The following is an 11,572-nucleotide window of genomic DNA, read 5'->3' as shown; positions in this document are numbered from 1 at the left end:
GCTCGGGCGCCTCGACCGGGGCGACCTCGGGCTGGTCCGGCTCCGCGGCCGTGGAGCTGCCGGGCTGCTTGCTCATCGTCTCCCTCTCGACGGACGCCAGTCGGCCGCGCGGGGCCGGGCAGGTCACCGGCCATCCAGGGTACGCGCCACCCGGGGCCGGCCCCGCGCCCCTCGGGCCCGGCCGGTCCCGTCCGGGCATCGTCTCCGGGGACGGTTCGCCCGGCGTGCCCGGCGGCGACGAAGCGTGGCCTCTCGCGGGTGACCCGCGCGGTTACCCGCCGGAGGGGTCTGGCGACGGATCGCAGGCGGGAGGCCGGATTGGCTGACGGTTGGTCGGGTAGGGGCGAGCGTCGGCCTACGGTCCGTCGTGCCGCAGTGCCGCCGGAGTTCCAGTCGGGGACGGCACCGGCGAGGATGTCCGGGGCTGCCGCATGGAAGAATTGGCCGAGGTCCCGCCACCGCGACCGGTCCGCCGCGCGGTGCCCGGCGCCCGGCCGCCCGGTCGGTGCCCGCGGGTCCGATTTCGCCACCGCCGTCGAGATCGCACAGGAGCCTGTGATGGACGCCGTGTTCTCCGTACCCGAGCCGCGCAACGAGCCGGTCCACACCTACGAGCCCGGCAGCGCCGACCGGGAGCGGCTCCAGCGGAGGCTGACCGAGCTGGCCGCCGACCGGATCGAGCTGCCGATGACCATCGCCGGCGAGCAGCGGATGGCCGGCGGTGAGTCGATCGACGTGGTGCAGCCGCACAAGCGCGCCCACGTGCTCGGCGTCACCGGTCACGCCACCCACGACGACGCCCGCGCCGCGGTCAAGGCGGCCAAGGACGCCGCCCCGATGTGGCGGGCGCTGCCCTTCGAGGAGCGCGCGGCGATTTTCCTGCGCGCCGCTGACCTGCTCTCCGGCCCGTGGCGGGACACCCTGAACGCGGCCACCATGCTGGGCCAGTCGAAGACCGTCGTCCAGGCGGAGATCGACTCGGCCTGCGAGTTCATCGACTTCCTCCGGTTCAACGTGTACTTCGCCCGCAAGTTGCTGGCCGAGCAGCCGATGTCCTCGCCCGGGGTGTGGAACCGGTTCGACCACCGCCCGCTGGAGGGCTTCGTCTACGCGGTCACCCCGTTCAACTTCACCGCGATCGCCGGCAACCTGCCCTCGGCGCCGGCCCTGCTCGGCAACACCGTGGTCTGGAAGCCCGGCCCGACCCAGCAGTTCGCGGCGCACTTCACCATGCGTCTGTTCGAGGCCGCCGGCCTGCCGCCCGGTGTGATCAACATGGTCACCGGGCGCGGCGAGGATGTCTCCGACGTGGTGCTCGCCGACCCCGACCTGGCCGGCATCCACTTCACCGGCTCGACCAAGGTCTTCCAGCACCTGTGGCGGACCGTCGGCGAGAACATCGCCCGCTACCGGGGCTACCCGCGCCTGGTCGGCGAGACCGGTGGCAAGGACTTCGTGGTCGCGCACGCCAGCGCCGACGTGGACGCCCTGCACACCGCGCTGATCCGCGGCGCGTACGAGTACCAGGGGCAGAAGTGCTCGGCGGCGTCGCGGGCGTACATCCCGCGCTCGATCTGGGAGGGCGGCCTGCGGGACCGGCTGGCGGCGACCGCCGACTCGCTGACCTACGGCGACGTGACCGACTTCAGCAACTTCGGCGGCGCGGTCATCGACGACAAGGCGTTCGGCCGGCACCTCGCCGCGCTGGAGCTGATCAAGGGTGACGACAGCTGCACGGTGCTGGCCGGCGGCACCGCCGACGACTCGGTCGGTTACTTCGTCCGGCCGACCCTCTTCGAGTGCTCGGACGCCGCGCACGAGACCTTCACCACCGAGTACTTCGGCCCGATCCTCGGCGTGCACGTCTTCGACGACGCCCGCTTCGACGAGGTGGTCCACCAGGCCGAGTCGATCGCCCCGTACGCCCTGACCGGGTCGATCTTCGCGACCGACCGCCGGGTGGTGGACCAGGTGGCGGAGAAGATGCGGTACGCGGCCGGCAACTTCTACATCAACGACAAGCCGACCGGCGCGGTGGTCGGGCAGCAGCCGTTCGGCGGCGCCCGGGCCAGCGGCACCAACGACAAGGCGGGCTCCTGGCACAACCTGGTCCGCTGGACGTCGCCGCGGACGATCAAGGAGACCTTCGTCCCGCCGACCGATCACACGTACCCGCACATGGGCTGAGGTGTGAGGAAGGGCCCCTCCGGGGGCCCTTCCTCACCCGCCCGGGCGGGTGGGTCGGGCGTCCCCGGCGGACTGTCGTCGCCCGACAGTGCACATCGGACCCGCCAACAGGTGGCGAAATCGGCGAAACGTGGACGCCGATGCCGACAAAGTGGCAGCTTAGAGGGCATGGCGGAATCCGGAGTCAACCCGACGGCCGCGGCCCTGCTGGGTCTGCTGCACGACGGCCCGATGACAGGCGGCCAGCTGATGGCCGCCGCCGAGCGGCGGCTGGCGCCGTACTGGTCGATGACCCGCAGCCAGGTCTACCGGGAGCTCCCGGTGCTGGCGGAGAAGGGTCTGGTGCGGCTCGGGAAGCCCGGGCCGCGGATGAGCCAGCCGTACGCGCTCACAGCGGCCGGGAAACGGACATTCTCCCGCTGGCTGGCGGAGAATCCCGGCAAGGACACCATCCGTAACCCGATCGCGCTACGGATCGCCTTCGGCAACCTGCACTCGGCCAGCCAGCTCAAGAACCTGTACGCCTCGGCGAACGAGTACCACACCGAGGCCCTGGCGGCGGTGCGTGAGCAGGTCAAGAATGCCAAGAAGGAAGGCGACAACTACGACGCCAGCGCGTTGGAGTTCGCGGTCGCCTACCACAAGGCGGCGCTGTCCTGGCTCAAGAGCGCCCCGGTCGGCTGACCACCTGCCGCGGGTGAGGCGACCCAGGCAGTAGGCTTGTCTGTCGTGACCGCTGCCGATTACGCCGAACAGCTCAAGGAACTCGACGCCACCCTGCGCAACATCGAGGCCGTGCTCGACCTCGACAAGCTGCGCGAGCAGAAGGCCCGCCTGGAGCAGGAGGCCTCCGCGCCCGACCTCTGGGACGACCAGGCCAAGGCGCAGCAGGTCACGTCCCAGCTGTCGTACGTCAACGGCGAGATCAGCAAGCTGGGCAGCCTCCGCTCCCGGCTCGACGACGCCGGGGTGCTGCTGGAGCTCGCCCAGGCCGAGTCGGACCCGGGCACCCTGGCCGAGGTGGAGTCGGAGATCACCGGGCTGACCAAGGCCATCCAGGAGATGGAGGTCCGCACCCTGCTCTCCGGCGAGTACGACTCCCGGGAGGCGCTGGTCGCCATCCGGGCGGGCGCCGGCGGGGTGGACGCGGCGGACTTCGCCGAGATGCTGCTGCGGATGTACCTGCGCTGGGCCGAGCGGCACGGCTACCCGACCGAGGTCTACGAGACCTCGTACGCCGAGGAGGCGGGCCTGAAGTCGGCCACCTTCACGGTCAAGGTGCCGTACGCCTACGGCACGCTCAGTGTGGAGTCCGGCACGCACCGGCTGGTGCGGATCAGTCCGTTCGACAACCAGGGTCGCCGGCAGACCAGCTTCGCCGGTGTCGAGGTGCTGCCGGTCGTGGAGCAGACCGACCACATCGAGATCCCCGAGAACGAGATGCGGATCGACGTCTACCGGTCCTCGGGCCCGGGTGGGCAGAGCGTGAACACCACCGACTCGGCCGTCCGGATCACCCACATCCCGACCGGCATCGTGGTCACCTGCCAGAACGAGAAGTCCCAGCTGCAGAACAAGGCGTCCGCGCTGCGGGTGCTCCAGGCCCGGCTGCTGGAGCGCAAGCGGCAGGAGGAGCAGGCCAAGCTCCAGGGCCTGAAGACCGACGCCGCCGGCTCCTGGGGCGACCAGATGCGCTCGTACGTCCTGCACCCGTATCAGATGGTGAAGGATCTGCGTACCGAGCAGGAGACGGGCAATCCGTCCGCGGTCTTCGACGGCGAGCTGGACGGCTTTATCGAGGCCGGTATCCGCTGGCGGAAGCAGCAGCAGCTCACCGCTGACGGTGCGTGATCGGGGTTGGACGGAGCGCGTCGTCGATCTCTGTCTGACCGGCTGAATCGATGACGCGACTCGCAACGATGGGGCGGGGGGCTTGGCTCTTCCGTTACACCGCGTAGACTCTCGACCCGTGATTCAGCTTGAGCAAGTGACGAAGACGTACCCGAAGGCGTCCCGGCCTTCGCTCGACAACGTGTCCGTCTCGATCGAGAAGGGCGAGTTCGTCTTCTTCATCGGTCCATCCGGCTCCGGCAAGTCCACGATCATCAAGATGCTGCTGCACGAGGTCACCCCCAACAAGGGGCGGGTCGTCGTCAACGGCAAGGACGTCACGTCGATGCGTGCCTGGAAGCGACCCCACTTCCGGCGCTCCATCGGCTGCGTCTTCCAGGACTTCCGGCTCCTGCCGAACCGCACCGCGTACGAGAACGTGGCGTTCGCGCTGGAGGTGATCGGCAAGACCAAGGCGGTCGCCCGCCGGGTCGTGCCGGAGGTGCTGGAGCTGGTCGGTCTCGGTGGGAAGGAGCACCGCTACCCGCACGAGCTCTCCGGTGGTGAGCAGCAGCGGGTCGCGGTGGCGCGGGCGTTCGTGAACCGGCCGTTGATCCTGCTGGCGGACGAGCCCACCGGAAACCTGGACCCGGACACCTCGATCGAGATCATGCGCCTGCTGGACCGGATCAACCGCACCGGCACGACCGTCGTGATGGTCACGCACGACTCCAACATCGTGAACCAGATGCGCCGCCGCGTCGTCGAGATCGAGAGCGGCCGCATCGTGCGCGACCAGCACCGTGGCGTCTACGGCTGAGCCGTCCCGGCTGACGATCCGTAGACCCTGACGACGAACACCTCACGCCGGAGAGCCGGAGGAATTTCCCGATGCGGATGAAATACGTCCTGTCCGAGGTACTGGTCGGACTGTGGCGCAACGTGACCATGACCATCGCGATGATCATCACGATGGCGGTGTCGCTGTTCATGCTGGGCGGCAGCGGCCTTCTCTACCAGAAGGTCGGCGACATGAAGGACCTCTACTACGAGAACGTCCAGGTCTCGATTTTCCTCAAGACCGATGTCAGCGAGCAGCAGCGCACCGACCTGGACGCGAAGCTGAAGGGCGACCCCCTGGTCAAGGAGGTCACCTACGTCAACAAGGACGAGGCGTACAACCGCTTCAAGCAGATGTACGCGGACGCCCCGGACCTGGTGAACGCCGTCAAGCCGGACCAGCTGCCCGAGTCGTTCCGGATCACGCTGAAGAACCCGGAGCAGTACAAGAGCATCTACGACCAGTACAAGGACTCCGAGGGGGTCGACGAGATCGTCGACCAGAGCAAGCTGCTCGACAAGGTCTTCGGCGTGCTGACCGGGATCCAGAACTTCGCCCTGGCCATCGCGATCGTGATGGCGGTCGCCGCCCTCCTGCTGGTCGCGAACACCATCCAGGTGGCCGCCTACAGCAAGCGGCGCGAGGTCGCGGTCATGAAGCTGGTCGGCGCCTCCAACTGGTTCATCCAGGCGCCGTTCGTGCTGGAGGCGGTGGTCGCCGGCCTGTTCGGCTCGATCCTCGGCCTGCTGGCGTTGATCGGGGTCAAGCTGGTCGCCGGCGGTGGCTCGCTGGCCGCCCTGGAGGGCCTGATCACCCCGATCTCGTGGTCGGAGATCCTGCTCACGTTCCCGCTGATGGCCGCCGTCGGTGGTGTGGTCAGCGCGGTCACCGCCTGGGTCACGCTCCGCTTCTACCTGCGGGTCTAGTTTCCCGGTACGGCTCTCCCGGGGGCCCTTCCGCGCCGGAATAAACGGCGCGGGAGGGCCCTTGTGTTCGGGGTAGCATGATCTCCGCTCCGCCGGCCCGTGGGTCGCGGACCGATGGGAAGGGAGGTGGCGCCGGTGCCACGGGAAAAAGGCCGCAAGGTGGTCGCCTCCAACAAGAAGGCGCGCCACGACTACGCCATCCTCGACACGTACGAGGCGGGCATGGCGCTGACCGGCACCGAGGTCAAGTCGCTGCGGGCCGGCCGGGCGTCCCTGGTCGACGCGTTCGCCCAGGAGCGCAACGGCGAGCTCTACCTGCACGGCATGCACATCCCGGAGTACACCCAGGGCACCTGGACCAACCATGAGCCCCGGCGTACCCGCAAGCTGCTGCTCAAGCGGTTGGAGATCGACCGCCTGATCGGCAAGACCCGGGAGAGCGGTCTGACCCTGGTGCCGTTGCAGGTCTACTTCTCCGATGGCTGGGCCAAGGTGGAGATCGGCCTGGCCAAGGGTAAGAAGACGTACGACAAGCGGCAGGACCTCGCCAAGCGGGACGCCGAGCGGGAGATCGCCCGCGTGGCGGGTCGGCGCGGCAAGGGCATGGATGAGTGAGATTTCCGGTTTGTCCGGGTAGCCGGTCAGGGTCGGCCTCGGAATGAATCCGGTTGCGCCAGGCGTTAGGCTTGGTGTTGCTGCCGACAGGGGCAGCCCGTCGAGGGGGTGACTGGTTTCGACTTCGTACGTTGCGGCAGGGGAAGCGAGCCGAGGAAGCCGACGTCGTCTCGTGAATCGGTCGTCGGAAACCAATAAGCGCCAAGAACAATCGCGCTGACTTCGCTCTCGCCGCCTGAGGCGAGTAGCGAGTCTGTCGGCCTGGGAGTGCCTTCGACCCAGTTAGCCGGCATCAGCTAGGAGGCTGGCCAATCGGACCCGGTCGCGGGGTCCGTGCGGCGAGATCAATCAGCGACTGGGCCCGTCACACCGACTCGCTCGCGTGATCGGAGGGGCCGAGTAGAGGCACAGCGAGCTGCGCTCGGAGAAGCCCTGACAAGGCGGCGAAGGACCCGGGTTCGATTCCCGGCACCTCCACCGATCGCGAAGAGGGAGTGTCATCGACACTCCCTCTTCGTGTGTCTCCACCCGGATCGCGATTTGGCGTTAACGGACGTTGACACGAACCCTTGATTCGGCGTTAATGGACGTTGACATGAAAGTCACGCGTACCTACACCCAGAGCAAGCGCGCCGAGGCGGCCGCCGCGACGCGGCGACGGATCCTGGACGCCACCGTCGCGTTGGCGGAGCGGAAGGCGACGCTGGAGATCGTCCTCGCCGACGTGGCCGAGCGGGCCGGGGTCAGCGTGCAGACCGTCCTGCGCCACTTCGGCACCCGGGACGCCCTCCTCGAGGCCGCGCTGGTCCACGGCGCCGAGCAGGTCGCCGGGGAGCGGGAGACGCCGGTCGGGGACGTCGACGCCGCCGTCCGGATCATCTTCGACCACTACGACCGGCGCGGCGACGCGGTCATCGGCTTCCTCGGCCAGGAGCGCCGGGACGGGAAGATCAACGAGATGACCACCCAGGGCCGCGCCCTGCACCGCGAGTGGGTGCGGCAGGTGTTCGGCCCGCTGCTGCCCGACCCGCCCGACGACCGGGAAGCCACCGTCGACCTGCTCGTGGTCGCCACTGACGTCTACACCTGGAAGCTGCTGGTCCGGGACCGCGGCCTCGCCCGCGTCGACGCCGAGGCCCGGGTACGCCGCCTCATCCACGCCGTCCTGCCAGGAGGCGAACCATGACGTCCATCCTCTTCGTCACCTGGGACGGCGGCGGCAACGTACCGCCCACCCTCGCGGTCGCCCGGCAACTGCGGCACCGGGGGCACGGGGTCCGGGTGCTCGGCCATCCCGCGCAGCGGGACACCGTGGAAGGCGCGGGCCTGCCGTTTGAGGCGTACCGGAGGGTCCGGAACTGGTCGCCGGTGGCCCGGGTGGGTGGCTCCCGGCAGGCGCTGGGGTACCTGCGGCTCTTCACCGACCGGACCATCGGCGCGGAACTCGCGGACGCGCTACGGCGGGAGCCGGCGGACGTCGTGGTCGTCGACTGCCTGCTGCTCGGCGCGCTCGGCGCGGCACGGCGGCTGGGCGTCCGGCACGTCGCGCTCGTCCACACCCGGTACGACTACGTCGCGCGCACCTGGGCCGGCGGCCCGGTCGGCCTGCTGGGGCGGCTCACGGGACTGCCGCCCCGCCGCCTGCTCGACGGCGCCGACCGGGCCCTGGTGCTGAGTCTGCCCGAGCTGGAACCCGACCGGCCGCTGCCCGCCAACGTCCGGATCGTCGGCCCGGCCTGGCCCGCCGGCTGGTCGCCCGCCGAACCCCGCCCGGTCGACGAGCCGCGCATCCTGGTCAGCCTCAGCTCGATCCACTATCCCGGCCAGACCGCCACGCTGCAGGCGGTCATGGACGCGGTGGCCGAACTGCCGGTGCCGGTCGTGCTCACCACCGGGCACTCCGTGGATCCCGGCGAACTCCGGTTGCCGGCCAACGTGGACGCGCACCGGTTCGTGCCGCACTCGGCGCTGCTGCCGGCGGTGTCCCTGGTGGTCGGGCACGCCGGGCACAGCACCACGATGCAGGCGCTCGCGCACGACCTGCCGATGGTGCTGATGCCCATGCTGGCCCTCGGCGACCAGCCGGGCGTGGCGAAGGCGGTGCAGCAGCAGCGCGCGGCCACCACCCTCGCCCGCACCGCCGCCCCCGGCGAGATCCGGGCCGCGCTCCGGCAGATGCTCGCCGACGGGCCGCACCGTGCCGCCGCGGCGCGGCTCGGCGGGCGCATCCGGCAGGCGGACGGCGCCGTCGCCGCCGCCCGGGAGATCGAGGACGTCGCCGGCGCCCCCCGTCGCTCCGCCGCCCCGGCGTGACGCTCGTCGGGGCGGGCACGGCCTCCGCCGCTCGACGCGGCGGTCTACGCTCCCCGCTGTGACGACCGAGAAGATCCGCCTGTCCGTCGGCGCCTCGCCCGGCCAGCGTGCCCTGGCGGCGGTCGTGGGGGTCCTGTTCACCGCCTTCGGCGCCACGTTCGTGCTGCTGCCGGTCCTCGCCGACCGGATGCTGTCGCGGCTCACCGGCACCGGCGACCCGTTCCCGTCGTACGACGACGCGCGGGACCTGCCGCCCGGGATGCTCCCGCCGGAACTGACCGGCGGGTCCACCGCATCGGCGCTCGGCCCGGCGCGGTTCGTCGGGCTCTGCGGCCTGCCGGTCGTGCTGCTCGGGCTCTACCTGCTGCTGCGGGTGCTGCGCACCGCGGCCTGGCTGGACGGGACCCGCGCCTCGGTGCGCGGCGCCCTGGGCACCCGCACCGTCGACCTGGCCACCGCCGAGGTGCGGGGCGGCGCGCTCGTCCACCGCTCCGGCGACGACGCGGTGGTGCGGGTGCCGACCCTGATCGCCCGGGACCGGGACACCGGCCGCCAGGTCACCGTCCCGCTGCAGGGGATGGGGCTCGCCGGGCTGCCCCCGTACGAGCTGCGGGCGCTCGCCGACGCGATCACCGCCGGCCGTCCGACCGAGGGCCGGGACGCCGACGCGCACGTCCTCGCCGGGCAGCTGCGCGCCATGGCGGCCAACCCGCTGGGACTGTAGGGGCCGCTGGGGCCAGTGGGACTGCCGGGGCAGATGAGGCGACCGCCGGGCCTGGACAGGCTCCCCGACCGGGTTCACCATCGCTGTACGCGATAGCGAAGCAGCGACGGCTCCCGGCCGCGCCGAGCCGGAGCCGTCGGACGGGAGGTGCCCATGGTCACCGGTCCGATCCAGCAGCCCGTCGCCGCGGTGGCCCGACCGCCCGCCGCGCGCCAGCCGTGGCCCACCCTTGCCGTCGACCTGCCCGCCCTGGTCCGGGCGCTCGCCGTGCCGATGGGGGAGCCGTGCTGGCGGGAGCGGCTGGTCCACCACCTCGATCCGGTGCGGCAGGGCTTCGCCGAGCACGTCCGGGTCACCGAGGGTCCCACCGGGCTCTACGCCGAACTGCTCCTGCAGGCGCCCCGGCTCGACCGGGGCGTACGCCGGCTGACCCGGGAACACGCCCTGATCGTGGCGGCGCTGGCCGCCCTCCAGCACGCCGCCGCGCTGCCCGAGGTGTCCGCCGAGGAGCTGCGATCCCGGGTCGGTGAGCTGCTCCGGGCGCTGCACCGGCACCGGCAGCGCGGCGCCGACCTGCTCTGGGAGGCGTACCAGGCGGACCTGGGCGGCGAGGACTGACCCGGGAACCGGGCGCACCGGCGGCGCGTCCAAACACCATGCGTCGCTCGACGGCCCTGCTGGGCCTGCCGCTCCTGCTCCTCGCCGGCTGCGCCGCGCCCGGCTCCGGCCCGGCCGCGCCGCCCGCCACCGGTCCCGGCGGCAGTGGCTGGCCGGCGTTCGACCAGCGGGCCGCCCAGGTGGCCGACGCCTGGCATCCGGGCGACGCGTGGCGCAGCGGGTACGTGCCGCTCGAGGACGGCACGGTGCTGGCCGGCGACCCCGGTTTCACCGGCGACACCAAGGTCGCGTTCGGGCAGGGCTGGTTCCGGGAGCAGATCGAGCTGCCCACCGCCGTACCGGCCGACGGCACGGTGCGCTTCCCCGACGGCACGCTGCGGGTGCCGCTGGTCAGCGCCGCCGCGGCGTACGCCCAACTGGACCGGGGCGACCCGCCGCCGTGCGCCGGCCGGCCGATGAAGCCCACGACGGGTGGACCCGGCAGGCCCGGCCCGGGCGGCGGTCCGACCATCGAGCCGGGGCCGGACGGCCCGGTCGGCACCCCGGCGACCGAGCCCTGCGTGCCGCTGACCGTCACCGGAGCGACGTTCGGCAGCGCCACGGTCCGGACCAGCCGCGGGCCGGCCCAGGTGCCGGCGTGGCTGTTCACCGTGGACGAGTTGCGGGTGCCGGTGGCCCGGGTCGCGGTCGCGCCGAGCGCCGTCGGCGCCGTGCCCGAGGGGCTCACGCCCACGGGGTCCCTGCCGGACGGCGTGGTCACCGTGGAGAGCCTCGACGCGGTCGACGGGGCGCGCCTCGACTACCAGGTCGGGACCGGCGCCTGCGACAGCGAGCCCACCCCGCTGGTGCTGGAGCGGGACGACCTGGTGGTGATCGGGGCCGCGGTCACCACCACCCCGGGGCCGTGTACCGATCAGCTGGTCCTCAGGCCGGTCTCCGTCACGCTGAAGGCGCCGGTGGGCAAGCGGGCGGTGCTGGACGTGGGCAGCGGAACGGCGCTGGTGATGGGGCAGCGGCGGTGAGCCGTCACAGGATCTGCGGCACGTCGGTGCTGATCGGCACCGGCAGCACGGTCGGCCGGTCGGCGGCGAGCGCCGCGTCCAGCGCCGGGCCCAGCCCGTCCAGCGATTCCACCACCGCGGCGGCGCAGCCGTAGCCCCGCGCCACCGCCGTCACGTCCAACCCCGGCAGGTCCAGCGCGGGCACCCCCGGAGTGTGCTTCAGCTCGGCGAACGCCTTGAGGATCGCGTACTGGTGGTTGACCGGGACCAGGACGGCGAGCGGCAGGCGCAGCTGCGCCGCCGTCCAGAGCGCCTGCACGGAGTAGTGCAGCGAGCCGTCGCCGATCACCGCCACCACCGGCCGGTCGCGCCCGGTGTCGCGCTCGGCCAGGGCGATCCCCACCGCCGCGGGCAGGCCGAACCCCAGGCCGCCGCTGGCCATCGTGAAGTACGACCGGGGCCGGTCGACCCGCAGCCGGCGGCGCAGCGCCGACAGGTTGGACGGTGACTCCTGCAC

At 71.8% G+C, this 11,572-nt stretch carries 12 protein-coding genes and 1 other RNA gene; 12 read left to right on the top strand and 1 reads right to left on the bottom strand.

Annotated elements, in window-relative coordinates; all coding sequences use genetic code 11:
* Positions 1–558: 558 nt before the first annotated feature.
* From pruA to ACWEVO_RS16210, 12 genes are all read left to right on the top strand, one after another.
* On the top strand, positions 559–2,187 hold the full coding sequence (pruA, locus tag ACWEVO_RS16265; protein WP_452308339.1) for an L-glutamate gamma-semialdehyde dehydrogenase: 1,629 nt from the start codon (positions 559–561) through the stop codon (positions 2,185–2,187).
* A gap of 168 nt (positions 2,188–2,355) precedes the next feature.
* A complete protein-coding gene (locus ACWEVO_RS16260) occupies positions 2,356–2,871 on the top strand; it encodes a helix-turn-helix transcriptional regulator (protein WP_452308338.1) in 516 nt (171 codons plus the stop codon).
* Between the two features lie 45 nt (positions 2,872–2,916).
* On the top strand, positions 2,917–4,038 hold the full coding sequence (gene prfB, locus ACWEVO_RS16255) for a peptide chain release factor 2 (RefSeq protein WP_452308337.1): 1,122 nt from the start codon (positions 2,917–2,919) through the stop codon (positions 4,036–4,038).
* A 118-nt stretch (positions 4,039–4,156) separates the two neighbouring features.
* Complete coding sequence (gene ftsE / locus ACWEVO_RS16250; protein WP_452308336.1) at positions 4,157–4,837, top strand: cell division ATP-binding protein FtsE; 681 nt, start codon at positions 4,157–4,159, stop codon at positions 4,835–4,837.
* 71 nt (positions 4,838–4,908) lie between these two features.
* Positions 4,909–5,784 (top strand): permease-like cell division protein FtsX, encoded by an 876-nt coding sequence (gene ftsX / locus ACWEVO_RS16245; RefSeq protein ID WP_452308335.1) that lies wholly within the window; start codon positions 4,909–4,911, stop codon positions 5,782–5,784.
* A 135-nt stretch (positions 5,785–5,919) separates the two neighbouring features.
* Positions 5,920–6,399 carry an SsrA-binding protein SmpB gene (gene smpB / locus ACWEVO_RS16240; RefSeq protein WP_452308334.1) on the top strand — a complete coding sequence of 160 codons (480 nt, stop codon included), beginning with the start codon at positions 5,920–5,922 and terminating at the stop codon, positions 6,397–6,399.
* Between the two features lie 104 nt (positions 6,400–6,503).
* Positions 6,504–6,879, top strand: a transfer-messenger RNA (tmRNA) gene (gene ssrA, locus ACWEVO_RS16235).
* Positions 6,880–6,994: 115 nt separating this feature from the next.
* On the top strand, positions 6,995–7,585 hold the full coding sequence (locus ACWEVO_RS16230; protein ID WP_452308333.1) for a TetR/AcrR family transcriptional regulator: 591 nt from the start codon (positions 6,995–6,997) through the stop codon (positions 7,583–7,585).
* Positions 7,582–8,712: a nucleotide disphospho-sugar-binding domain-containing protein gene (locus ACWEVO_RS16225; RefSeq protein ID WP_452308332.1), complete on the top strand. Its 1,131-nt coding sequence runs from the start codon at positions 7,582–7,584 to the stop codon at positions 8,710–8,712. Before ACWEVO_RS16230 ends, ACWEVO_RS16225 begins: the two co-directional genes overlap by 4 nt.
* Positions 8,713–8,770: 58 nt before the next feature.
* Positions 8,771–9,436 carry a hypothetical protein gene (locus tag ACWEVO_RS16220; RefSeq protein WP_452308331.1) on the top strand — a complete coding sequence of 222 codons (666 nt, stop codon included), beginning with the start codon at positions 8,771–8,773 and terminating at the stop codon, positions 9,434–9,436.
* Between the two features lie 153 nt (positions 9,437–9,589).
* Positions 9,590–10,054, top strand: a complete 465-nt coding sequence (locus ACWEVO_RS16215) for a hypothetical protein (protein WP_452308330.1) — start codon at positions 9,590–9,592, stop codon at positions 10,052–10,054.
* A gap of 38 nt (positions 10,055–10,092) precedes the next feature.
* Positions 10,093–11,076: a hypothetical protein gene (locus ACWEVO_RS16210; protein WP_452308329.1), complete on the top strand. Its 984-nt coding sequence runs from the start codon at positions 10,093–10,095 to the stop codon at positions 11,074–11,076.
* A gap of 4 nt (positions 11,077–11,080) precedes the next feature.
* Here ACWEVO_RS16210 and ACWEVO_RS16205 read toward each other — a convergent pair.
* Positions 11,081–11,572, bottom strand: a 492-nt coding sequence (locus ACWEVO_RS16205; protein WP_452308328.1) for a thiamine pyrophosphate-dependent enzyme, incomplete at its 5' end; no start/stop codon positions are given.

The sequence above is a fragment of the Micromonospora sp. NPDC003776 genome (assembly GCF_053605645.1).
Note: the sequence above shows the minus strand (reverse complement) of the source record. Positions and strands in the feature narration are given on the sequence as shown.

Excerpts from the sequence above, each read along its gene's own strand:
- ACWEVO_RS16210 (WP_452308329.1), top strand. The coding sequence starts at position 10,093 with ATGCGTCGCTCGACGGCCCTGCTGGGCCTGCCGCTCCTGCTCCTCGCC.
- ACWEVO_RS16260 (WP_452308338.1), top strand. The coding sequence starts at position 2,356 with ATGGCGGAATCCGGAGTCAACCCGACGGCCGCGGCCCTGCTGGGTCTG.
- ftsX (WP_452308335.1), top strand. The coding sequence starts at position 4,909 with ATGCGGATGAAATACGTCCTGTCCGAGGTACTGGTCGGACTGTGGCGC.
- ACWEVO_RS16230 (WP_452308333.1), top strand. The coding sequence starts at position 6,995 with ATGAAAGTCACGCGTACCTACACCCAGAGCAAGCGCGCCGAGGCGGCC.
- ACWEVO_RS16225 (WP_452308332.1), top strand. The coding sequence starts at position 7,582 with ATGACGTCCATCCTCTTCGTCACCTGGGACGGCGGCGGCAACGTACCG.
- pruA (WP_452308339.1), top strand. The coding sequence starts at position 559 with ATGGACGCCGTGTTCTCCGTACCCGAGCCGCGCAACGAGCCGGTCCAC.
- ACWEVO_RS16215 (WP_452308330.1), top strand. The coding sequence starts at position 9,590 with ATGGTCACCGGTCCGATCCAGCAGCCCGTCGCCGCGGTGGCCCGACCG.